The organism is Aeromonas sp. 601039 (genome assembly GCF_049174415.1).
GTDB lineage: Bacteria > Pseudomonadota > Gammaproteobacteria > Enterobacterales > Aeromonadaceae > Aeromonas > Aeromonas veronii_A.
The window spans coordinates 101773-124555 of the sequence record NZ_JAAKTL010000009.1 but is presented as its reverse complement, the minus strand read 5'-3'; the positions used below and the strand labels follow the sequence as shown (position 1 = coordinate 124555).

Sequence of the window (22783 nt, the reverse complement as noted above, 5' to 3'; positions counted from 1 at the left end):
CCACCCGGGAGGCCGCAATGGCCTCCCACTCTCTCAAATCTCTCTTGGCGTTATAAAGGTTAATTGGCATGGAAGTAGTACCTTCTGTTGAGTCCTATGCCGGTCCGAAGGATAAGCACACCTGGCTTAAGTGGACCATCGCGGCCCTGGTCGCCATCCTCAACGGCTATGCAGCCGTGATGATGTACGCCAGTGGCGAGTGGGTATTCGCGCTGCTGGATCTGGTGGTGGTATCCGTCGGTCTGTATGTCTTCATGAACAAGAAGACCTATGCCCATCGCTACATCTTTCCGGGTGTTGCGGGCATGGTTGTGTTTATCATCTTCCCTCTTGCCTACACCATTGGCATTGCCTTCACCAACTATTCGGGGTCCAACTTGCTCTCCGTGGAGCAGGCGCGGGACTACCACCTGAAGAAAACCTACAAGGTGGCGGGCGGTGAATTCGATTTTACCCTGCTGGGTGGCGACAATGGCCAGTTCCAGCTGCTGCTGACACAGGATGATCAATCCTTTATCAGCCAACCTGTTTCCCTGATGACCAACAAGGCCCGTGAGCTGGCGTCCCGCGAGGGCCGTGTGCAGAACACCCAGCAAGTGGTCGAGCTGCAGCCCTTCACTGGCGAAGCGGCCAGCAAGGCCGCACCGATCCGCGCCATTGTTGAGCATCGTACTCACCTGAGTGACCTTGACTTGGTGCTGCCGGATGGCGGTACCCACCTGACCCTGAGCAGTCTGCGCAAGTTTGCCGCCCAGAAGCAGCACTACACCCGTCTGATGGATGGTGCCGTGCTCAAGTCCGGCGTGGTGATCAAAGACAGCAACCTGCTGCGTGATACCCAGAATGGCGAGCTGATGCTGCCCAATGGCGAGACCGGCTTCTATCAGTACATCGACGAACAGGGTCAGTTTGTCGGCAAGGGTATTGCTCCGGGCTTTGTGGTGAGCGTCGGTTGGAAGAACTTCGCGCGCATCGTCACCGATCCGGGCATCCAGTCACCCTTCCTGCAGATCTTCATCTGGACCGTGATCTTCTCAACCTGCTCCGTCGCTTTCACCTTGGCTATCGGCATGGTGCTGGCCTGTCTGGTGCAGTGGGAAGAGCTCAAGGGGCGCGGTTTCTATCGGGTCATGTTGATCCTGCCCTACGCGATTCCGGCGTTTATCTCCATCCTGGTGTTCAAGGGGTTGTTCAACCAGAACTTCGGTGAGATCAACATGTTCCTGGAAGCGGCGTTTGGCATCAAGCCGGACTGGTATACCAACCCCTTCCTGGCCAAGGTGATGATCCTGATTGTCAACACCTGGCTCGGCTACCCCTACATGATGATCCTCTGCATGGGCCTGCTCAAAGCCATTCCGGAAGATCTCTATGAAGCGTCCGCCATGGACGGTGCCGGCCCGGTACAGAACTTCTTCAAGATCACCGTGCCGCTGCTGATGAAGCCGCTGACACCGCTGTTGATTGCCTCGTTCGCCTTCAACTTCAACAACTTCGTGCTTATCCAGTTGTTGACCAACGGTGCGCCCGACATCATCGGCGCCAGCACCCCGGCCGGTACCACCGACTTGCTGGTGAGTTATACCTACCGGATTGCGTTCCAGGGATCGGGTGGTCAGGACTACGGTCTGGCCAGTGCCATCGCCACAGCTATCTTCCTCATCGTGGGTGCGCTGGCGCTGCTCAACCTGAAATTGTCCAAAGCCGACAAGCAGCTGTAAGGAGGCTTCAACATGGCAATCGTACAACCCAAATCAGTCAAATACCGGGTGTGGGCAACCCACCTGGTCATGTGGGGCTTCCTGGCGCTGATCATCTTCCCGTTGATCATGGTTATCGCCATCTCGTTCCGTAACGGTAACTTCGCGGTAGGGGAGATCATCCCCTCCAATCCGACGCTGGATCACTGGAAGCTGGCGCTGGGCATGTCCATCACCAACGCCGACGGCAGCATCACGCCGCCGCCGTTCCCGGTGCTGACCTGGTTGTGGAACTCCATCAAGATCGCCGGCATCACTGCCCTGATGATCGTGACGCTCTCCACCACCTGTGCTTACGCCTTTGCCCGCCTGCGTTTTCGTGGCAAGTCCACCATCCTGCAGGGCATGCTGATTTTCCAGATGTTCCCGGCGGTGCTAGCACTGGTAGCCATCTACGCGCTCTTTAACAAGATTGGTGACTACATCCCCTGGCTCGGTCTCAACACCCACGGTGGCCTGATCCTGGCGTACATGGGTGGTATCGCCCTGCACGTCTGGACCATCAAGGGCTACTTCGAGACCATCGACTCCTCTCTGGAGGAGGCGGCGGCCATCGACGGGGCGACCCCGTGGCAGGCATTCCGTCTGATCCTGTTGCCTCTGTCGGTGCCCATCCTGGCGGTAGTGTTTATTCTGGCCTTTATCGGTTCCATTACCGAGGTGCCCATGGCCTCCATCCTGCTGCAGGATGTGAACAATCTGACCCTGGCGGTCGGGGCCCAGCAGTACCTCTATCCGCAGAACTATCTGTGGGGTGATTTCGCGGCGGCCGCAGTGCTCTCCGGTTTCCCCATCACTGTGGTGTTCCTGCTGGCACAGCGCTGGTTGGTTGGCGGTCTGACTGCTGGTGGTGTGAAAGGTTAAGTTTATGGCCGGGGGAGCTGACTCCCCCCGCTATCACGATTTGCAAAGATTCAAGAGCGGAGCTCGTCATGGCTGAAGTAGTACTCAACAACGTTCGCAAAAATTACGATCCGGCTGTTCACAAGGACACCCTGCGCAACATCAACCTCTCCATCAAGGAAGGGGAGTTCATTGTCTTCGTCGGCCCGTCCGGCTGTGGCAAATCCACCCTGCTGCGGATGATCGCGGGTCTGGAAGACATCACCAGCGGTGAGCTGACCATCGGCGGTCGCTACATGAACGATGTGCCGCCGGTAGAGCGCAACGTCGGCATGGTGTTCCAGTCCTACGCCCTCTATCCCCACATGAACATCTACGAGAACATGGCCTTTGGTCTGAAGCTCAAGAAGATGGACAAAGAGAATATCCACAAGCGGGTGATGCGCGCCGCCGAGATCCTGGGTCTTGAGCCGCTGCTGGACAGAAAGCCCAAGGCGCTCTCCGGTGGTCAGCGTCAGCGTGTCGCCATCGGTCGCTCCATCGTGCAGCAGCCGCAGGTGTTCCTGTTTGACGAGCCGCTCTCCAACCTGGATGCCGCGCTGCGGGTCAAGATGCGGATCGAGATCGCCAAGCTGCACAAGGAGCTTAACTCCACCATCATCTACGTGACCCACGATCAGGTGGAAGCGATGACTCTGGCCGACAAGATTGTTGTGCTGAGCCCGCTCAAGGCCGAAGCTGCCACCAACCTGGAACAGTTCGGTTCACCGCTGGATCTCTACCACAACCCGGACAACAAGTTCGTGGCGGGCTTTATCGGCTCTCCCAAGATGAACTTCCTGGCGGGCGAGTTGCTGGAGATTGGCGAGCAGGAGTGCCTGGTCAAGTTGACCTCTGGCGATACCGTGCGTGCCCGGGTCGATGCCCGCAGTGGCGCTGTGGGTGACAAGGTGGAGCTGGGCATTCGCCCCGAGCACCTGATGCCGCTGGATCACCCCCATGCACACAGCAAGGTGAGCGGGATCGTGCAGGTGGCCGAGCACCTGGGTGCCGAGTCCTTCGTTTATATGGATGTGGATGGTCACGACTTTACCGTCAAGGCCACCTCGGATGTGGATGTGGCGACCGGTCAAACCTACAGCGTGGGTATCCCGGCCGAAGCCTGCTACCTGTTCGATGCCAAGGAGCAGGCGTTCCCCCGTACTGCCAAATATATCCGTACCTGATTTTTTGTTGTGCCGGTTTTCCTTTCTTAATAATCAATGCCTTTTTGCCGGTCGTCAGACCGGCTTTTTATTGCCTGCGATTTGAACATGCAGATAGGCAAGGTAACCCGGTTCAAGCCTCGAGTTCGGCGGTAATATCGGGCACAAAGGTCTGGCTGGCCAGCGGCGGGCGCTCATACCCTTCGGTCTTGATGGGGGGGAGCTTGATAGGCTCGTAGTGGATCGCCTCGTAGGGCACCTTGCTCAGCAGATGTGCAATGCAGTTGAGGCGAGCACGGCGTTTGTCGTCCGCCTCCACCACGAACCAGGGGCAATCCTCGGTGTCGGTGTAGGTGAACATGTCATCCTTGGCGCGGGAGTACTCCACCCAGCGCGAGCGGGACTGCAAATCCATCGGGCTGAACTTCCAGCGCTTGATGGGGGTGTTGATCCGCTCCTTGAAGCGCTTCTCCTGCTCCTCGTCGCTGACCGAGAACCAGTATTTGATCAAGGTGATGCCGGAGCGGATCAGCATCCGCTCAAACTCGGGGCAGGCGCGCAGAAACTCGCGATACTCGGCGTCGCTGCAAAATCCCATCACTCGCTCGACTCCGGCCCGGTTGTACCAGGATCGGTCAAACAGCACCATCTCGCCAGCGGCGGGCAGGTGGGCCACATAACGCTGAAAGTACCACTGGGAGCGCTCTCGATCGGAGGGGGCGGGCAGCGCCGTGACCCGGCAGACCCGGGGGTTGAGCGGTTCGGTGATCGCCTTGATGACGCCCCCTTTACCGGCGGCGTCCCGTCCTTCGAACAGTACCACTACCTTTAACCCCTCCTGCTTGACCCACTCCTGCAGCTTGACCAGCTCCTCCTGCAGATGGGCAAGGTGGTGCTCGTAGCACTTCTTGTCCAGACGTGGCCGCTTCTTGCTCTTCTCCTTCGCCATGGGCTTCTCCTTTTGGCATCCTTTCATGGGTGACTTCTTTGAGTCACTGCCAGCTTGCACCAGGGAGGCGTCACCTGCCAAGGGGGACGTGATACACTGCCCGCCCATCGCTGGCAACAGGAGATAACATGAAGCATTTTATGGAGATAGCGGGCCGCCGGATGGCCTATCTGGATGAAGGGCAAGGGCCGGTACTGCTGTTTGGCCACAGCTATCTGTGGGACAGCGCCATGTGGGCGCCGCAAATCGAGGCGCTCAAGGGCAGCTATCGCTGCATCGTTCCCGAGCTGTGGGGCCACGGTGATTCTGATCTGCTCCCCGAAGGTGCCTGCACGCTGGCAACCCTGGCGCGGGATCACCTGGCGCTGCTCGATGCCCTCGGCATTGAGGAGTTCGTGTTGGTGGGCCTCTCCATCGGTGGCATGTGGGGTGTGGAGCTGGCGCGCATGGTGCCAAACCGCCTCAAGGGTCTGGTGCTGATGGACAGTTTTGTCGGCCTGGAACCGCAGATCACCTGCGAGCGCTACCTCGGCATGCTCGCTGCGATCGAGCAGCTTGGTTCAATTCCTGCACCCATCATCGAACAGGTGGCGCCTATCTTCTTTGCCAGCCAGCCTGATGAGGCGCTGATGAGTGGTTTCAAGGCGCGTCTTGCCGCTTGGCCAAACGAGAAGATCGCCGCCATGGTGGCGGTGGGCCGCAGCTTTGTGACCCGCGAAGATCGTATCGAGTGGCTGGAGGAGATCACCACTCCCGCGCTGGTGATGACCGGCTGCGAGGACAAGGCCCGTCCGGTGCTGGAGGGCTATCTGATGGCCGAGGTGCTGGGTTGCCCGTTCAAGGAGATCCCGATGGCTGGCCACATCTCGTCGCTGGAAAATCCGGCCTTCGTCAATCAGCAACTGACCGAGTTTCTGGCGGCGCTGTAAGCCTGAATTGGCAGCTTGAGCAGGCTGTACTACCAGCCTGATGGTCGTGAAAAAGGGAGCCGAGGGCTCCCTTTTGTTTGGTCGTGTCTCACGGTTCAAGATTCATAACCGTTACCAGATATAGCCCAGCGCAAAACCCGCATAGAGCTCGCCGTCGTGCTGGACGATGGGGCTGTTTTTGATGTCCCGATCATACCATTCGTAGTTCATGGCAAACATGCCAATCCAGTTGGGGCTGAAGCGGTAGCTAGTGATGAGGGCCGCCATCGGAGATAGGGTGGTACCGGTATCCCAAGCGGGCCGCTGGGCGGTTGCCTCGCTCTCGGAGATGCCGCCGAAGTAGTAGTTGGCCATCTTGTCGCTGCGCAGCATCAGTCCCATCCCCGGCATGATCAGCAGGTTGTCACGCAGGATGGGGAAGTCGGCCCACAGCAGCAGCTCCTGCCCCTTGCTGCGGCCGGTGACATCGCTGTTGGCCCGCACGGTCAGCAGGGCATAGGGGGTGATGATGTTGCCACCGATCCCGCCTTCCAGTTGCCATTTTCGCTGCTCCATGCCAGTAAAGGCCGGAGAATCCTCGGGATCCAGATTGCCAAAACGGACCCGGCCATAGCCGTAGAGGGCCACGTTCTCATCCTTGTGGAAGTAGTAGCGAGCCCGATCCCCCAGAAACATAAAGTCGTCGCCGAAGTAGATAAAGCCCGGGATGGCGTAGAGGCTGTTATCTTGTGCTTCATAACGGGCCTGCCCCCCGATGAGCGCCGCACCGGCGACAAAGCCTTGTGGCACCGGACTGGTTGGGCTGTCGCTGGTGAGCAGATCCATGGCGCCAAGATCGATATCGGCACGCGCTGGGAGGGCTGCAGCGAGGAGCAGGGCCGTCAGCCCTGCCGCTCTGATTTGACGAAAAAAGGTCATGGACACTCCGTTGTCACGATTGCAGGGGAAGCAGGTTATTTTACGGCACTGGGCATCTCTTCGCGTTTTGGCCAGGCATTGATCACCGCCTTGACCAAGGTGGCGAGGGGAATGGCGAAGAAGACCCCCCAGAATCCCCACAAGCCGCCGAAGACCAGCACGGCGATGATGATGGCCACCGGATGGAGGTTGACCGCTTCCGAGAAAAGCACCGGCACCAGCAGGTTGCCATCGAGAGCCTGAATGACCAGATAGGCCACCATCAGCCAGGCGAACTCGGGGGTGAGCCCCCACTGGAACAGGGCGACCATGGCTACCGGAACCGTCACCACGGCGGCGCCGATATAGGGGATCAGCACAGAGAAGCCGACCGCGACCGCCAGCAGCACCGAGTAGCGCAGTCCCATCAGGGCGAAGGGAACATAGGTGGCGATGCCGACGATGAGGATCTCGATCACCTTGCCGCGGATGTAGTTGATGATCTGGTTGTTCATCTCCACCCACACCCGGTTGACCAGGGTGCGGTTGCGCGGCAGGAAGCGGCGCAGGCTGCCCATCAGTACCCGCTTGTCTTTGAGCATAAAGAAGACCATCAGCGGCACCAGAATGAGGTAGATCATGATGGCAACCACGTTGACCAGCGAACTGAGGGAGGCGCTTACCAGATGCTCGCCGCCACTGAGGATGCGCTGGCGAATATTGTCGATGACGGTCTCCACGAGACTGACGTCGATGAGCTCGGGGTATTTGTCCGGCAGGGTGCGCACATAATCCTGAGCGTGGGTCAGCATGGCCGGCGCCTCTTTGGCCAGATTGATCCCCTGACTGACCAGCGTCGGGATAAGACCCAGCAAGGAGGCGACTGCTACCGCAATAAAGAGGATCAGAATGACGCTGGTGGCCAGGGTGCGCGACAGCCCCGCTTTTTGCAGCCGGGCGACCGGCCACTCCAGCAGATAGGCCATTACCAGCGCCACCAGCAGGGGGGCCAGCAGATCGCCAAACAGCCAAATGATGGTGAAGCAGAACACCAGCAACAGGAAAAGGGTAACGGCATCGGGATCGGAAAAACGGGTCTGATACCAGCGCTTCAATACTTCTAACATGACGGCATCCTTACATCACTGGGGCTCAAGATGGTTGTTTCGCCCCGACAACCAACTGCAAAGAGAGGGTATTGTTCGGTTCTTGCTGCATCTCGACATGGTGGCCCTGACGGTGCAGATAGGCCGGAATATCCTGCCGGGAGCCCGCATCGGCCAGCCGGATGGTGACGGTTTGACCGCTTTTGGCCTCCCTTAACCAGAGCTTGAGCCGGATCAGCGGCTCGGGGCAACGCCAGGGGGTCAGGTCGAGAACTTCCATGGGGGCTCCATCAGGCAGGTGGCTGCTATTATGGCCGTGATAAGAGCGTGAAACAACGCTTGTAGCCCTTGATGGGCAAGGGTATTCTGCCGAGGCCCTTTCTGATGGAGATAGAGATAACGTGGCACGCTTTTCCCCCCTGATGGCATCGCTTCCCCTGCTGGCTTCCCTGATGGGCGCCACGTTTCATGCCGAGGCCAACAACCAGCTTCCCGACATCGGCACGGCCGGGGTGGCGGCCCTGCCCATCGAGCAGGAGGTGCGTTACGGCAACGCTTTTATGCGCTTTGCCCGTGCGGGTCTGCCGATCATCGATGATCCAGTGCTGAGCCAATACATTGACGATCTGGGTCAGCGACTGCTGACCAACGCCGATGGGGTGCGTTTCCCGTTTACCTTCTTCCTCATCAATGATCCCAGCATCAACGCGGCCGCCTTCCTCGGCGGGCGAGTCAAGGTGCACACCGGCCTCTTCCTCTACGCCGACAGCGAGAGCGAGCTGGCCTCGGTACTGGCCCACGAAATCACTCACGTGACCCAGCGCCATATCGCCCGTTATATGGAAGCGCAGGCGAGCAGCTCGGCGGTGACCCTGGCCGGTCTGGTGGGCTCCATCGCGCTGGCGGTGATCAACCCGACTGCCGGTATCGCTGCGTTGCAGACCACGCTGGGTCTCTCCATGCAGTCGGCCATCAACTACACCCGCGACAACGAATATGAAGCGGATCGCATCGGCATGAAGACCCTCTATGATGCCGGTTTCGATCCCATGGGGATGGCCAACTTCTTCCAGAAACTGGCTGCCGAATACCGTTACGCCAGCAAGCCGCCGGAGATGCTGCTCACTCACCCGCTGCCGGAGACCCGGATCAGCGAGGCCCGCGCTCGGGCGGGTAGCTATGGTCGCCGCGACTTGCCGCCCAGTCTCGACTTCTGGCTGGCCAAGGTGCGGATTCAGGTGCGTTTTGGTACCGATACCCCGCAGGGGCTGCTGAGTTACTTCGATAGCCGGATCCAGAAGGGGGATTATCCGCTCAAGGATGCCGCCATCTATGGCAAGGCGCTGGCGCTGATCCAGCTCAAGCGCACCGACGAGGCTGATACCCTGATGCAGGAGCTGGCGGCCCGTCATCCGGAAGATCTCTTTATCGTCGATGCCCAGACCGACATCGATCTGGCCAAGGGGCGCAGTGCCCAGGCCATCGCGCGCCTCGAGAAGTTCCGCAGCCGGATGCCGGACAACGAAGTGGTGGTGGTCAACCTCGGCAACGCCTATCTCGAGAGCGGCAACTACAAGAAGTCCATCGCCATCCTTGACCCCTATGCCCGTGCCCATGAGGAGAACAATCTGGCCTGGAACCTGCTGGCCGATGCCTATCGCAAGGCGGGTAGAATGACCGAGCTGCATATGGCGCGGGCCGAAATGCTCGCGCTGCGCGGGGATTATCAGGCGGCCATCGACGAGCTGATCGTGGCGCGCGGTACCACCAGCGACCGGATGACCCTGGCTCGTCTGGAGGCGCGCATCACCGAGCTGGAGCGGGCGAAGAAGGATCTCGACAGCCTCAAGGGCTAACGAAACCTATCAAACAAGGGCGCACTATGGTGCGCCCTTGTTGTTTATGGCGGTGGCGTTGATGTGGGGGACGGTGATAGCAGCGATGGGCTAGTGACTCATGCCGCTGGCGGTCGCCTTGAGCATCTCGATCTGCTGCTGGTCGAGCTCGCCGACCAGCGTCTGCTTGAGCTTGCCCTCGCTATCGAGCAGGTAGCTGGTGGGCAGGCCGCTTGGGCGAGGGAAGGGGAGCCTGGCATCTTCATTGGCAATAAGGAGCGGCACCTTGATGTGGTACTGCGCAGCCAGCTTGTCCAGCTCTGCTGGCGTGGTCGGGTCGTAGTTGATGGCCACCACTGTGATCTGGCCTTCTGCCGCCAGCGCGTTGAGGTGCGGCATCTCCCGCAGGCAGGGGGCGCACCAGGGGGCGAAGTAGTTGATCAGCAGCGGCTTGCCGGCAAAGTGGCGCAGGCTAACCGGCTGCCCTGTTGCATCGGTAAATTCGGGGGCGGGTGTGCAGGCGCCCAGCAGGCCCACCACAATCAGCCAACAAATTCGTTTCAATTCCTTTCCACTGCTGCTTACCCTGACCATCACTTTCCCCTACAATAGCGCCGTTTCTAATCCCATCTTGCGATTAATCAGGGAGTTACCATGAGCGAGACCCAAATCTACCACAATCCGCGCTGCTCCAAGAGTCGCGAAACCCTGGCCCTGCTGGAACAGCACGGGATCGCCCCTGATGTGGTGCTCTATCTGGAGCAGGCCCCGAGCGAAGATGAGATCCGCAACCTGCTCTCTCTGCTTGGTTTTAACGATCCCCGCCAGCTGATGCGCACCAAGGAGGATCTCTACAAGGAGCTGGGATTGGCCGATGTCAGCGGTGATGCCCTCATCCGCGCCATGCACCAGCATCCCAAGCTGATCGAACGCCCCATCGTCATCAAGAATGGTCAGGCCCGTATTGGTCGCCCGCCGGAGCAGGTGCTGGAGATCCTCAAGTGAGCACCCGCTTCGCACGTTGGCTGACTCTGGTCGGCTTCTTTGGTCTGCTGGGCTGGGTCATCCTCTGGCATCTGTGGCTGTCGCCCCATCCGGACCTCAACCCCTGGCTGCTGCCGGTGATCTGGACGGTGCCGCTGCTCTTCCCTCTCAAGGGGATAGTGCAGGGCAACCCCTACACCCACGCCTGGGGCAACTTCGTGTTGATGCCCTATTTCCTCCACGCCCTCACCCTGATCACCACGGATGAGGGGGAGCGGTGGCTGGCGGTGGTGGAGCTGGTCTTCACCACTATCGCCTTTGTCGGCACCATCTATTACGCCCGACTGCGTGGTCGGGAACTTGGCTTAAGCATTCGCAAAAAGAAAGATGAAGCCAACTGATGACAAACGCCCCGCAAGGGGCGTTTTTTATGGGGAAGCGGCTCTATCCAGAGGGATCACTGTGCCCCTTGGGCTGCCCGATATTGGGCAAGTTGCTGCTGGCTAAAGTCCATCAGCGCGGGATAGAAGCGCAGAAATCCCGCCTCGCATGTTTGCCACTGAGATTCATCGAGGGTCAGCAGCGCCTCTCCCAGTTGTACCGGGCGACGCAGTCGGCGGCCGATGCCATTCAGCGCTTGCCCCAGCCCCTCCCTGTGGCGGTAGGAGGCGAGCCAGTTCTGCTCGGCCATCCGTTTGAGGGGGAGTGGCAGTCCATCCGGCAGGCGTGGGTGATCCGCCAATAGCCGCTCATAACTGCGTTGCAGGAAGCGGGGCAGGGGCTCGGTGCTGAACAGTCCCCAGTGCAGGCTCAGCCAGTGGTCGTAGATCATATCCACCACTATGCCGCCAAAGCGGCGCCAGGGGGCCTCGAAACAGGCGACGGCCGCCTTGTGCTCGGGGTGGCTGTCGGTGAAGGCATCAATTTTGCGGTGCAGCCAGATCCCCTCATCGAAGTGGGCGGCAAGCCCCGTGGGCAGCGTGCCTTTGACGAAATCGCCGAGCAGATTGCCGGTGAGGGAGCTTCGGGTGTGGGCAGCCAGATGGAGATGGGCCAGAAAATTCATCGGTCGCTGTGTGTCTGTTATGGGATGGCAAGGTGCTTCGAGCCTAACGGATCCCGCCTGCCTTGACCATGATCGGGATTTTGCTACTGCCTGGCGGCTGCCTCTTGCCGGGCAAAATTCGGGCGTGCTAAGGTGATTGCCATCTTTGTCACAGGACGCGACAAACCACCATGATGCGCAAAGCCAGAGGCTTTTTTCTGGCCTTCTACTTCAAGCCTTTCTATCTCTCCGAGTGGTTCGACGAATAGATCGAACCCCTGGAGCAGTTCACTGACGCCCGCTCGGGCGTGATCTCGCTCATCCAGATTTTGCCGCTTTTGGTCATCGCATGTATTCGCCTGCGGTGCATTGTCCGCGCCTGTGCGCTTTTTATGTAATGGAGTACTCATGATGAAGATCAGACTGACCCTCTCAGCCCTGTTTGTTGCCGGCCTGCTGGCCACCCCCGCTATGGCCAAGGAGTGGAAAACCGTGCGTTTCGGGGTGGAGGGGGCCTACCCGCCCTTCTCCTGGACCGATGCGTCGGGCGAGATCAAGGGGTTTGATATCGACCTCGCCAACGCCCTTTGTAAGCAGATGGCGGTCAAGTGCGAGTTGGTGGCGCAGGATTGGGACGGCATGATCCCGGCCCTGCTGTCGCGCAAATACGACGCCATCATCGCCGCCATGTCGATCACCGACGAGCGGCGCCAGAAGGTCGATTTCACCGAGAAATATGCCCATATTCCCAATCGCTTTGTGGCGGCCAAGGGGACAGAGCTGACGCTGACCCCGGAAGGCATGGCGGGCAAGCGCATCGGGGTGCAGCGTGCCACCACCCACGACAAGTACCTGACCGACAATTTTGGCTCGAATGTCACCATCGTCCGCTACGGCAATGCCGATGAGGCCTATCTCGATCTGAAGGCGGGTCGGGTGCTGGCCCTGCTGGCCGATGCCTCTGCCATCGAGCAGGGGCTGCTTGGCAAAGAGGGGGGCGACAAGTTCGACTATGTGGGGCCCGCCCTGACCGATCGCCAGTGGTTTGGTGATGGCATGGGGATCGCCGTGCGCAAGAGCGATAAGGAGCTCAAGGGCAAGCTGGACGAGGCGATCAAGGCCCTGCGTGCCAACGGCACCTATCAGCAGATCAACCAGAAGTACTTCAAGTACGATATATATGGTGGTTGACGGGGGGAGGGAGCTTGCTCCCTCTCTTTTCATTGGGCAAGCGACAATCGTGCAAGGAGGATCGCCATGTTGACCCTGATCGAGGGGGCCGAGATCTTCAGCCCTACCCACCTTGGCCAGCAGGATCTGCTGGTGGCCGATGGCCGTATCGCCTGGATGGGCAAGGGGTTGACGGTGCCCGCAAACTGGCCGCTGCACAGGGTCGATGGTCGTGGCCGCTATCTGGTACCTGGGCTGGTGGATCCGCTGGCCCATATCACCGGCGGCGGCGGGGAGGGGGGCTTTGCCTTTCGCACCCCTGAGCTGGCGGCGAGCGAGGCGCTCAAGGTCGGCGTCACTACCCTGGTGGCGGCGCTTGGCACCGACAGCCTGACCCGCACTCCCGCGCAGGTGCTCGGCAAGGTGCGCGAGTTTCGCGCCGCCGGGGTGAGCGCCTTTATGTATACCGGCTCTTACCATCTGCCGGTCAAGACCCTGACCGGCACGGTGGAGTCGGACATCATCCTGATCCCCGAGGTATTGGGGGTGGGGGAGGTGGCCATCAGCGACCACAGATCCAGTGCGCCGACCCACGACGAGCTGGCCAGGCTTGCCAGCGAGGCGCGAGTGGCCGGGCTGCTTGCGGGCAAGAGCGGGGTCAGCTTCTTCCATGTCGGGGATGGCAAGGGGGCATTGGCGCCCCTGCGGGCCCTGCGCGATGAGACCGACATTCCGCTGCGCCAGCTCTATCCCACTCACTGCAACCGCAACCCCTGGCTCTTTGCCGAGGCCATCGAGTGGGGCAAGGCGGGAGGTTGGGTCGACCTCACCACCTCGAGCTTTCCCGATCTGCTGGAGGATGGGGAGCGGCTTGCCGCCGATGCGTTTCTCGAGCTGCTGGCTGCCAACGTGCCTGCCGATCGCATCACCTTCAGCTCGGATGCCAACGCCAGCCTGCCGCGCTTTGATGGCGAAGGGCGGCTAATCGAGATGCGCTGTGGTCAGATTGCCAGCCTGTGGCTGCAGTGTGTGCGCGCGACCCGGCTCGGTGTCTCGCTGGAGAGGGCGTTGGCCGCGGTGACGAGCAATCCGGCACAGGCGCTGGGGCTTGGCAGCAAGGGGCGTATCGGGGTCGGGCAGGATGCGGATCTGCTGCTGGTGCACGACCGGACGTTTGCTATCGAGCGAGTGATGAGTGGCGGCCAGTGGCGCGAATAAGGCTGCGGGCAATATCGCAGCCAGTGCGAGTGCGTGGTTGCTCCAAACAGCAAAAGCCCGACAACAAGGTCGGGCTTTTTTATCTGCAATGTGGAAATCAGGCTTAGATCGCCAGAAACCCGAGGATCAGGATGGGGCCGAGCAGGCTCAGGATAAAGCCGGAGACAATGGCCACCGGCACCACCTGAATGCCCCCTGATTTCTGGATAACCGGCAGGGTGAAGTCCAGCGCCGTGGCGCCGCCGTAACCGATGGCCGCCGAGGGGTGGCGTCGCATCAGGACCGGGATGATCAGAATGGCGATAAGCTCACGCCCAAGATCGTTGATAAAGGCAGCAGAACCGAGCACCGGCCCCAGTTTGTCGGCCACCAGAATGCCGGAGAGCGAATACCAGCCGAAGCTCGAGCTCATCGCCAGACCATGGGCAAAGGGCATCCCCAGCAATTGGGCCGCCAGCAGGCTGCCCAGCCAGCTGCTGAGGATGACGGTGGCGGCGATTTTCATTCCCCAGGGGTTGAGCAGGATCTGGCGCAGCCGCATGCCGGAGTTGCGCATCTGCACCCCGATGAGAAACAGCAGCAGCATCAGGGCCCACTCGCTCCACTTGTCGATGGGCAGGGCGCGCAGATCCACCAGCAACCCGAGCAGCACACCGCCGAGCACCACAAAGCAGAGCTGCAGGGATTCCCACAACAGGTGCAGCTTGCTCGGCATTTTGCTATCGCTCGCCTCGTGGGTCGGCGGCGTGCGCTTGTCGAGCCACCAGAGGGCCAGCAGGTTGCAGATCGTGATCGCGGTCAGCATCACCCCGGCGACTTTGAAGATCACCGCCAGATTGCTGCCCAGGTTTTCCACATAGGCAAGCCCGAGCCCCATCAGAAACAGAATGAGGTAGACCATCTTGCCCAGACTCTGGTTGACCAGCTTGATCAGCCGGGCAGAGGAGAGGGGAATCAGATAGCCGATTGCCAGTGGCAACAGGATCAGCAACACATTGAGCAGCATCGAGGCCTCGATCACAAAAACTGATAAAAATACCACCTTATCATTACTTATTGGCTCTGTGTCACATATCTATCGCTTTCATGGCCGAAAACAGCCCTTTTGGGGGCAGATTGTTACTTTTTTGCCACAACCTCTCTGTTTGATAAGGTTCTGTGCGAGCCCGAGTGCACCAATGAAATCAAGTCGATCCGATCGGAGGGCCGATATTTCGCTCGGCAAGGGGGTGCATAAAGCCATTTTGGTACCGGTTTGGCACACATCACGCTTTTCTCTTGCCACTGATATGATTGGGGTATAAAAAGGCGGTATCGGAATAGCCATTGAAACGGCTGTTTATGCAAACAAAGTGCTGAAAAATACGCAAAGAGCGAATAAAAATAGAGCGAATCCCCTGAAGACCCTCGTTCTGTATTGTTTTTTCACTATCCGGGTGATATTTTCGCTGAAGGTTGCCATCGGTTAACTTTTTGTTAAATGGACGATGGTTGAGTCACGCCCCTGCGGCGTCTAGGGACAGACAAGGTTGTAATGGATGAGCGACGTTGCCGCACTGGAAGTACGTGATCTGCACAAATATTTTGGCACCCACGAAGTGCTCAAGGGCATCGACATGACCGCCCACAAGGGGGATGTGATCTCCCTTATCGGCTCCTCCGGCTCGGGGAAGTCGACCTTTCTTCGCTGTATCAATCTGCTCGAAACCCCCTCATCCGGCACCGTCTCGCTCCATGGCGAGCTGATCCGGATGAAAACCAGCCGCGCCGGCGAGCGGTTGCCCGAGGATATGCGTCAGGTGGAGCGGATCCGCAGCCGGCTGGCCATGGTGTTTCAAAGTTTCAATCTCTGGTCACACATGACCATCATGCAGAACATCATCGAAGTGCCGATCCAGGTGCTCAAAGTGCCTCGCGCCGAAGCACTGGCCAAGGCAGAGCAACTGCTCAACCGGGTTGGACTCTGGGAGCGGCGTGACTACTATCCCGGCCACCTCTCCGGTGGTCAGCAGCAGCGGGCCGCCATTGCCCGTGCGCTGGCGGTAGAGCCCGAGGTGATGCTGTTTGACGAACCCACCTCGGCGCTGGATCCCGAGCTGGTGGGGGAGGTGCTCGGTCTGATGCGCGAGCTGGCCGAAGAGGGGCGCACTATGCTGGTGGTGACCCACGAGATGTCGTTTGCCCGGGATGTATCGAACAAGGTGATGTTTCTGCATCAGGGGCGGGTGGAAGAGGAGGGCAACCCCAAGGAGATTTTCGCCCATCCCAAATCTGAGCGGTTCAAGCAATTCATCTCCTCCATCTACTGATGGCGGGATGCCTGGTTACCCAATCAACTGTTTTATCAAGGAGAGATACATGAACAAGCTGATGCTGGCGACAGCCGTAGTTACTGCCCTCGCGTCCGGTAGCCTGATGGCAAAGGAGTGGAAAGAGGTCCGGATCGGGGTTGAGGGTGCCTATCCCCCCTTCTCCTGGACCGAGCCCAGTGGCGAGGTGAAAGGCTTTGATATCGACATCGCCAACGCCTTGTGCGAAGAGATGAAAGTGAAGTGCACCCTGGTCAAGCAGGACTGGGACGGCATCATTCCGGCGCTGCTGTCGCGCAAGTTTGACGCCATCATCGCCACCATGGATATCACCGAAGAGCGCAAGAAGAAGGTGGACTTCACCCAGAAGTACCAGCACATTCCGGCCCGCTTTGCCGCCAAGAAGGGCACTGATGTGCAGCTCGACAAAGCCTTTATGGAAGGCAAGTCCGTCGCGGTGCAGCGTGCGACCTCCATGGATACCTTTATTACCGACAACTTCCCCAACGCCACCATCAAGCGTTACGGCACGGCCGATGAAGCCTATCTCGATCTGAAATCCGGTCGTGTGGACTATGTGCTGGCCGACTCTGCCGCCATCACCGACGGTCTGTTGAAGAAAGAGGGCGGTGATGCCTTCGAATTCGTCGGCCCGAAACTGACCGATCCCAAGTGGTTTGGCGAGGGGGCCGGTATTGCGGTGCGCAAGGCTGACAAGGATCTGAAAGAGAAATTCAACGCCGCCATTCTGGCGCTGCGTGCCAACGGCAAGTACAAGGAAATCAACGACAAGTACTTCGAGTTCGACGTTTACGGAGAGTAAAACAAAGAGACGTTTACGGCGAGTAAGTCCAAAGACGTCTACGGCAAGTAACGACAGGTTTATCCCGTCAGTAGTCATCGGGCCCGTCACCTCCCTGAGGGAGTTTACGGGCCCGCATTGATTGCAATGGAGTTGCACATATTTCATTCGGACTGCTATGGAGCCTTCTGGTTAGCAGGTGCGTGAAGATTCAGTGGCGATGGAGCTGCATATGTTTGATTTGAAAGGATACGAAGCCTCGCTGCTGGAGGGCGCCTGGGTCACCCTGGAAGTGGCGCTGGCCTCCCTGCTGCTGGCGTTGCTGCTGGGGATGCTGGGGGCGCTGGCCAAACTCTCTCCCTACAAGTGGGCCAGGGCCATCGCCACCGGCTACACCACCATTATTCGCGGCATCCCCGATCTGGTGCTGATGATGCTGCTCTTCTTTGGCGGCCAGGTGCTGATCAACGGCATCTGCACCTGGGTCAACGAGACTTACAACAGCTGGTTACTGGAGAGTAATCCCAATCAGGAGTGGGTCTCCCTGCTCCCGGACTATATCGACATCAGCCCCTTTGTGGCCGGTGTCGCGACCATCGGTTTTATCTTCGGCGCCTACATGACCGAGACCTTTCGCGGCGCCATTCTGGCGGTGGACAAAGGCGAGCTGGAGGCTGCACGGGCCTTTGGCATGCGGGCAACCCAGGTGTTTGTGCGGATCCTCTTCCCCCAGATGATGCGCCACGCTCTGCCGGGGTTTGGCAACAACTGGCTGGTGCTGCTGAAAACCACCGCGCTGGTCTCCATCATCGGCCTCGATGACATGGTGCGCAAAGCCTCGCTGGCGGCGGGCTCGACCCAGCAACCCTTCACCTTCTACATGGCGGTGGCGTTAATTTTCCTGATCTTCACCGCAGTCTCCACCTCGGCGCTCAAGTGGGCCGAGCGTCATTACGCCATCAAGACGAGGTAAGCCATGGATTTCTCAATCATTCTCAAAGAGTGGCCCACCTATTGGGAGGGGCTCTATACCACCGTCTGGCTGGTGGCTCTCTCTCTGATCCTTGGGTTGATGCTGGCTGTGCCCATGGGCATCCTACGCAATAGCCGCAACTGGCTGATCAAGGGGCCAATCTGGGCCTATATCTACTTCTTTCGCGGCACCCCGCTGCTGGTGCAGCTCTTTATCATCTACTACGGCGCCGCCCAGTGGGAGTGGCTTAAGAACAGTGCCGCCTGGTCGCTCTTCTCCGAAGCCTGGTTCTGCGCTCTGCTGGCCTTCACTCTCAATACCGCCGCCTATACCGCCGAGATCGTGCGCGGGGCGGTACACAACATGCCGCGCGGCCAGATTGAGGCAGCCAACGCCTTTGGCATGACCCGCTGGCAGACTCTGACCCGGATCATTTTGCCCAACTCGTTTCGTCGGGCACTGCCGGCTTACAGCAACGAGGTGATCTTCATGCTGCAGGGCTCGGCGGTGGCGGGCATCATCACCATCGTCGATCTGACCGGCGCGGCGCGGATCATCAACTCCCGCTACTACAGTCCGTTCGAGGCGTTTTTGACCGCAGGGCTGCTCTATATGCTGCTCACCTTTGTCATCGTCTGGCTGTTCAAGAAGTGGGAAGCGCGCTGGCACGCCCACCTGCGCCCGCGCAATGTGTAAGGTGTGATCTGCCAAGATGAGTGAAAATGGCCCCGCCTGTTTGCAGGCGGGGCCATTTTTCATCTTCATCGTCTGCCCGCCCGGTTTGCCAAATGGCGGCCGAGCAGGGAGAATGCAGCACTCCCAAGCGCCGCCAGCCGTTGGCTGCGTGCCTTATTCCCCAGTTCCCGAGGTTTTATGTACCGGATATTGTTTGAGCATCCCGCTTTCCTGGTTATCGACAAGCAGCCCGGCATCGGCATGCACGACGAGCAGGGCGACGGGGAGTCGGTCAATCCGGGGCTGGTCAATCGCGTGAAGGCCGATACCGGGCTGACCCTCTATCCGGTGCACCGGCTCGACAAGATGACCTCCGGCCTGGTGCTGCTAGCCCGCACCACAGAGGCTAATCGCGAGCTGAGTATGGCCTTTGCGGCCCGCGAGGTGAGCAAACAATATCTGGCGCTCTCCGATCGCAAACCCAAGAAGAAGCAGGGTTGGGTGAAGGGGGATATGCAAAAGGGGCGCGGCGGCAGCTGGATGCTGGCGCGTACTCTGGATAATCCTGCCATCAGCTGGTTCGATTCAGTGTCGGTGCGCGAGGGGCTGCGGCTCTATCGCATCAAGCCCCAGACCGGCAAGACCCACCAGATCCGGGTTGCCCTCAAAAGCATCGGTGCCCCCATTCTCGGGGATGAGCGCTATGGCGGTACGCCAGCCGATCGCGGCTATCTGCACGCCTGGCGACTGAGTTTTACGCTGACGGGGGAACCGTTCGATTTTGTCTGCCCGCCCGATGTGGGGAGTGAATTTGTCACTCCCGAGCTCACGGCAGCCATCGCAGCCCTTGCGCCCTGATGCTGATGCGCCCAGCGCCTGACGCCATGATCCATTCAGCGAAAGAGCGTGATCCTGACGGACGTGCGCCGCGCTGGATCCTGGCCGACTTTGACGACACCCTGGCCCCCAGTGACAGCCACGCCGGTCTGCTGCGCTATATCCTGCGCCGCCGGATCTGGCCGCTGCTGCTGTTGCCAGTGATTGCGCTGGGTGGGTTGGTCTATTTGTTGCCAAGTCAGCTGCTACCCAGCCAGCGGCGGCGCGGTATCTCCCTTATCTGGTGGGCCATCACGTTGGGGCTTTCCCCTTTGGGCTGGCGCAAGCTGGTGCGCGCCTATTGCCGCACCAGGCCGGGGCTGTATCGTCAGGCTCGCGAATTGCTGCAAAGCGAGGGCGCGCGCTGCTGGGTGATCTCCGCCAGTCCCTGCGCGCTGGTGCGAGCCCAGCTTCATCAACAACTGCCCGGCCAGTTGCCTCACCGGGTCATTGGCTCGCAGATGCACTACCGTTTTGGCGGCCTGATGCCGCGCTTCTATTGCCACGGCCAGCACAAGCTGTTGCCGGAGATTTGCGCCCTCGATGTCGAGCTGGCGCTTAGCGACAGCCTGCACGATCTGCCACTGCTGGGGTTGGGGAAAGAGGCGTGGCTGATCAATCCAACGCCCACGCGACTGCAAAAAGCCCGGGCCTGCTTGCCCCATCTGCTGGTCAAAAACTGGCAACTGTAATGCAAAGCTGACAGCCATGCGGGTCGTCACCGTTTGATCCGCAAGGCTGTGGCTTAAATGTCACAATTCATTTACATCCTTTGCTGCCAGCTGCGAAAAACTATCTGCAACCCGCCTCTTCTCTTCCTGCTACGCCCTGCTTCTAATGAAACAAGTTGTTAACACTTGCCGCGCCGCTGGGTGCTGCAATCCGTTTTAACCGAATCAAGAGCAAGGAGCGCCCGATGAATGCCACCTCTTCCGCCACCCATACCATCAATCCGTTAGGCACAGACGGTTTCGAGTTTGTCGAGTACACAGCCCCCGATGCCAAAGGGATTGCTGCCCTCAAGAGCCTGTTCGTTTCGCTCGGGTTTGCCGAGGTCGCCGGGCACAAACACAAGCAGTGCTGGCTCTACCGGCAGGGGGATATCAACTTCGTGGTCAATGCCGAGCCTCACTCCCAAGCGGAGCAGTTTGCCAGCCTGCATGGGCCGAGCGTTTGCGGCATGGCGTTTCGGGTAAGTGATGCGGGCAAGGCCCAGCAGTTCGCCATCGCCAAGGGGGCCAAGCCCTTTGTCGGCAAGATTGGCCCGATGGAGCTCAATATTCCCGCCATCTACGGTATCGGCGAGAGCACGCTCTCCTTTGTCGACCGTTATGGCGACAAGGGTTCCATCTATGACGTGGATTTTGTCTTCTACCCCGACTGGCAGTCCCGGATGGCAGAGGTAGATGCCGGTCTCATCGAGATCGATCACCTGACCCATAACGTGCATCGCGGCAATATGGATGTCTGGTCCAACTTCTATGAGCGGATCGGCAACTTCCGTGAAATTCGCTACTTCGATATCGAGGGCAAGCTGACCGGGCTGCACTCTCGCGCCATGACTGCCCCCTGCGGCAAGATCCGTATCCCCATCAACGAGTCGGCGGATGACAAGTCCCAGATCGAGGAGTACCTGCGTCAGTACAAGGGGGAGGGGATCCAGCACATCGCCATGGCCTCCAGCGATATCTACCACACCATCCGCACCCTGCGCAGCCGCGGTACCGGCTTTATGCCGACGCCCGATACCTACTACGAGAAGGTGAACAGCCGGGTCGAGGGGCATCAGGAGGATCTGGCGGCCCTCAAAGAGCTGCGTATCCTCATCGACGGCTCTCCTACCAAAGATGGCATCCTGTTGCAGATCTTCACCGACACCGTGATAGGCCCGGTCTTCTTCGAGATCATCCAGCGCAAGGGCAACGAAGGGTTTGGCGAGGGCAATTTCAAGGCGCTGTTTGAATCGATCGAGCTGGACCAGATCCGCCGTGGTGTGCTGGATGGCGGCGAGGATGAGACGGGTGCCCGCAAAGAGGGAGCGAGCGATGCGTAACTGGATTAACTTCCCCCATCGGGAGGGGACCCACTCCCGGCAGGCCCATGCCGACCTGCCGGAACAGGCTATCTATGAGCGCGAGCTGGGGCGCAGCGGCTTTTTCGGCCCCGCCACCCACATGCACCACAAGCATGCCCCCACCGACTGGAGCAGTTGGGAGGGACCGCTGCGGCCACGGCTGTTTGACCTCAATGCCCTGCAAGAGGAGGTGAGTTCCCTCTCTCCCTGGGTGGCTCCCGACATTCTCAGCAACCCCCACTGCCGCTATCGCATCTGGCGGCTCTCCGAGACGATGCCGTTTCTGGTGCGCAACGCCGACGGTGACGAGCTGCTCTTTATCCACGAAGGGAGCGGAGAGTTCTTCTGCGATTACGGCCATCTGACTCTGCGGGACGGCGACTACGTGGTGATCCCCCGTGGCACCATGTGGCGCATCGAGCCGACGGCGCCCCTGTTCATCCTGATGATCGAGGCGGCCAACGACAGCTATCAGCTGCCGGACAAGGGGCTGGTGGGCAATCATGCCATCTTTGACTCGGCGGCGCTGGATGTGCCCGCCATCAACGAGCGCTTTTTGGCTCAGCAGGATGAGAATCCCTGGTCGCTGCAGGTGAAGCGCCACGATCAGGTGTCGGTTATCACCTGGCCGTTCAACCCGCTGGATGCGCAAGGGTGGCACGGGGATTTGTGTGTGGTGCGCCTAAACTGGCGGGATATCCGCCCGCTGATGAGCCACCGCTACCATCTGCCGCCGTCGGCCCACTCTACCTTTGTGGCGAGCCGCTTCGTGATTTGTACCTTCGTGCCGCGCCCCATCGAGAGCGATCCCGGCGCCCTCAAGGTGCCCTTCTACCACAGCAATGACGATTACGACGAAGTGCTCTTCTACCATGCCGGGGACTTCTTCAGCCGGGACAATATCGAGCGGGGCATGGTCACCTTCCATCCCGCCGGTTTCACCCACGGCCCCCATCCCAAGGCGTTTGCGGCAGGGCAGGCCTATGCCAAGAAGTTCACCGACGAGGTGGCGGTGATGCTCGATACCCGCGATGCGCTGAACGTCGGCAGTCTGTGCGAAGGGATCGAGAACACCCGGTATGTCTCCAGCTGGCAGCGACCGGACGCTGCTGCCGGCAAATAAGGAATCGCTT

25 protein-coding genes are annotated in these 22783 nt (G+C 59.7%); 17 read left to right on the top strand and 8 right to left on the bottom strand.

All coding sequences use genetic code 11. From position 1 onward, the window contains the following. Positions 1-68 precede the first annotated feature (68 nt). From malF to G5195_RS09940, 3 genes are all read left to right on the top strand, one after another. The gene (gene malF, locus G5195_RS09950) at positions 69-1721 is read left to right on the top strand and encodes a maltose ABC transporter permease MalF (protein ID WP_005333870.1); all 1653 of its coding nucleotides are present in this window, start codon (positions 69-71) and stop codon (positions 1719-1721) included. 12 nt (positions 1722-1733) lie between these two features. Further along, positions 1734-2624, top strand: coding sequence for a maltose ABC transporter permease MalG (malG, locus tag G5195_RS09945; RefSeq protein ID WP_005333868.1), 891 nt, complete (start codon positions 1734-1736; stop codon positions 2622-2624). A gap of 68 nt (positions 2625-2692) precedes the next feature. Beyond that, positions 2693-3829: an ABC transporter ATP-binding protein gene (locus G5195_RS09940; RefSeq protein ID WP_005333867.1), complete on the top strand. Its 1137-nt coding sequence runs from the start codon at positions 2693-2695 to the stop codon at positions 3827-3829. Between the two features lie 112 nt (positions 3830-3941). Here the strand turns inward: G5195_RS09940 and ppk2 are convergent, their stop codons facing one another. Further along, complete coding sequence (gene ppk2 / locus G5195_RS09935; protein WP_005361444.1) at positions 3942-4757, bottom strand: polyphosphate kinase 2; 816 nt, start codon at positions 4755-4757, stop codon at positions 3942-3944. Positions 4758-4885: 128 nt separating this feature from the next. Between ppk2 and G5195_RS09930 the strand changes: the two genes are divergently transcribed. After that, a complete protein-coding gene (locus tag G5195_RS09930) occupies positions 4886-5686 on the top strand; it encodes an alpha/beta fold hydrolase (RefSeq protein ID WP_421236081.1) in 801 nt (266 codons plus the stop codon). 111 nt (positions 5687-5797) lie between these two features. On the opposite strand, the gene G5195_RS09925 is transcribed toward G5195_RS09930, so the two are convergent. The 3 genes from G5195_RS09925 to G5195_RS09915 are packed head-to-tail and all read right to left on the bottom strand — an operon-like array spanning position 5798 to position 7969. Then, complete coding sequence (locus G5195_RS09925; protein ID WP_236350901.1) at positions 5798-6604, bottom strand: MipA/OmpV family protein; 807 nt, start codon at positions 6602-6604, stop codon at positions 5798-5800. Positions 6605-6639: 35 nt separating this feature from the next. Further along, positions 6640-7710, bottom strand: coding sequence for an AI-2E family transporter (locus tag G5195_RS09920; protein WP_139435562.1), 1071 nt, complete (start codon positions 7708-7710; stop codon positions 6640-6642). A 25-nt stretch (positions 7711-7735) separates the two neighbouring features. Further along, the gene (locus tag G5195_RS09915) at positions 7736-7969 is read right to left on the bottom strand and encodes a sulfurtransferase TusA family protein (protein ID WP_139460793.1); all 234 of its coding nucleotides are present in this window, start codon (positions 7967-7969) and stop codon (positions 7736-7738) included. A gap of 121 nt (positions 7970-8090) precedes the next feature. Between G5195_RS09915 and G5195_RS09910 the strand changes: the two genes are divergently transcribed. Beyond that, entirely contained in the window at positions 8091-9545 is a 1455-nt protein-coding gene (locus G5195_RS09910; RefSeq protein WP_005333848.1) for a M48 family metalloprotease, read from the top strand. Positions 9546-9635: 90 nt separating this feature from the next. Here the strand turns inward: G5195_RS09910 and G5195_RS09905 are convergent, their stop codons facing one another. Beyond that, positions 9636-10118, bottom strand: a complete 483-nt coding sequence (locus G5195_RS09905; RefSeq protein ID WP_279486932.1) for a TlpA family protein disulfide reductase — start codon at positions 10116-10118, stop codon at positions 9636-9638. Positions 10119-10178: 60 nt separating this feature from the next. Between G5195_RS09905 and arsC the strand changes: the two genes are divergently transcribed. Together arsC and G5195_RS09895 are read left to right on the top strand one after the other, a co-directional pair. After that, positions 10179-10529 (top strand): arsenate reductase (glutaredoxin), encoded by a 351-nt coding sequence (arsC, locus tag G5195_RS09900; protein ID WP_005333838.1) that lies wholly within the window; start codon positions 10179-10181, stop codon positions 10527-10529. Beyond that, entirely contained in the window at positions 10526-10909 is a 384-nt protein-coding gene (locus G5195_RS09895) for a DUF2069 domain-containing protein (protein ID WP_005344724.1), read from the top strand. Before arsC ends, G5195_RS09895 begins: the two co-directional genes overlap by 4 nt. A gap of 56 nt (positions 10910-10965) precedes the next feature. Here the strand turns inward: G5195_RS09895 and G5195_RS09890 are convergent, their stop codons facing one another. Next, positions 10966-11574, bottom strand: coding sequence for an ACP phosphodiesterase (locus G5195_RS09890; RefSeq protein ID WP_279486933.1), 609 nt, complete (start codon positions 11572-11574; stop codon positions 10966-10968). Positions 11575-11657: 83 nt separating this feature from the next. Continuing rightward, positions 11658-11963 carry a hypothetical protein gene (locus tag G5195_RS09885; RefSeq protein WP_421236080.1) on the bottom strand — a complete coding sequence of 102 codons (306 nt, stop codon included), beginning with the start codon at positions 11961-11963 and terminating at the stop codon, positions 11658-11660. Between G5195_RS09885 and G5195_RS09880 the strand changes: the two genes are divergently transcribed. Together G5195_RS09880 and iadA are read left to right on the top strand one after the other, a co-directional pair. Further along, positions 11962-12744 carry an ABC transporter substrate-binding protein gene (locus G5195_RS09880; RefSeq protein ID WP_421236079.1) on the top strand — a complete coding sequence of 261 codons (783 nt, stop codon included), beginning with the start codon at positions 11962-11964 and terminating at the stop codon, positions 12742-12744. The genes G5195_RS09885 and G5195_RS09880 overlap by 2 nt on opposite strands. Positions 12745-12810: 66 nt before the next feature. Then, on the top strand, positions 12811-13941 hold the full coding sequence (iadA, locus tag G5195_RS09875; RefSeq protein WP_421236078.1) for a beta-aspartyl-peptidase: 1131 nt from the start codon (positions 12811-12813) through the stop codon (positions 13939-13941). Between the two features lie 103 nt (positions 13942-14044). On the opposite strand, the gene G5195_RS09870 is transcribed toward iadA, so the two are convergent. After that, the gene (locus G5195_RS09870) at positions 14045-14947 is read right to left on the bottom strand and encodes a lysine exporter LysO family protein (protein WP_058059015.1); all 903 of its coding nucleotides are present in this window, start codon (positions 14945-14947) and stop codon (positions 14045-14047) included. A 532-nt stretch (positions 14948-15479) separates the two neighbouring features. Between G5195_RS09870 and G5195_RS09865 the strand changes: the two genes are divergently transcribed. The 8 genes from G5195_RS09865 to G5195_RS09830 all read left to right on the top strand — a co-directional run bounded on the left by G5195_RS09865 (position 15480) and on the right by G5195_RS09830 (position 22773). Next, positions 15480-16250 (top strand): ABC transporter ATP-binding protein, encoded by a 771-nt coding sequence (locus tag G5195_RS09865; RefSeq protein ID WP_005337310.1) that lies wholly within the window; start codon positions 15480-15482, stop codon positions 16248-16250. 49 nt (positions 16251-16299) lie between these two features. Further along, complete coding sequence (locus G5195_RS09860; RefSeq protein WP_005337307.1) at positions 16300-17073, top strand: ABC transporter substrate-binding protein; 774 nt, start codon at positions 16300-16302, stop codon at positions 17071-17073. A gap of 211 nt (positions 17074-17284) precedes the next feature. Beyond that, entirely contained in the window at positions 17285-18025 is a 741-nt protein-coding gene (locus tag G5195_RS09855; RefSeq protein ID WP_005352911.1) for an ABC transporter permease, read from the top strand. A 3-nt stretch (positions 18026-18028) separates the two neighbouring features. Beyond that, positions 18029-18721: an ABC transporter permease gene (locus tag G5195_RS09850; RefSeq protein ID WP_005337302.1), complete on the top strand. Its 693-nt coding sequence runs from the start codon at positions 18029-18031 to the stop codon at positions 18719-18721. Between the two features lie 177 nt (positions 18722-18898). Next, positions 18899-19558, top strand: a complete 660-nt coding sequence (locus tag G5195_RS09845) for a TIGR01621 family pseudouridine synthase (RefSeq protein WP_421236077.1) — start codon at positions 18899-18901, stop codon at positions 19556-19558. Further along, positions 19558-20268 (top strand): HAD family hydrolase, encoded by a 711-nt coding sequence (locus G5195_RS09840; protein ID WP_421236076.1) that lies wholly within the window; start codon positions 19558-19560, stop codon positions 20266-20268. Before G5195_RS09845 ends, G5195_RS09840 begins: the two co-directional genes overlap by 1 nt. 224 nt (positions 20269-20492) lie before the next feature. After that, positions 20493-21629 carry a 4-hydroxyphenylpyruvate dioxygenase gene (gene hppD, locus G5195_RS09835; RefSeq protein ID WP_421236075.1) on the top strand — a complete coding sequence of 379 codons (1137 nt, stop codon included), beginning with the start codon at positions 20493-20495 and terminating at the stop codon, positions 21627-21629. Beyond that, positions 21622-22773 carry a homogentisate 1,2-dioxygenase gene (locus G5195_RS09830; protein ID WP_421236074.1) on the top strand — a complete coding sequence of 384 codons (1152 nt, stop codon included), beginning with the start codon at positions 21622-21624 and terminating at the stop codon, positions 22771-22773. Before hppD ends, G5195_RS09830 begins: the two co-directional genes overlap by 8 nt. Positions 22774-22783 lie beyond the last annotated feature (10 nt).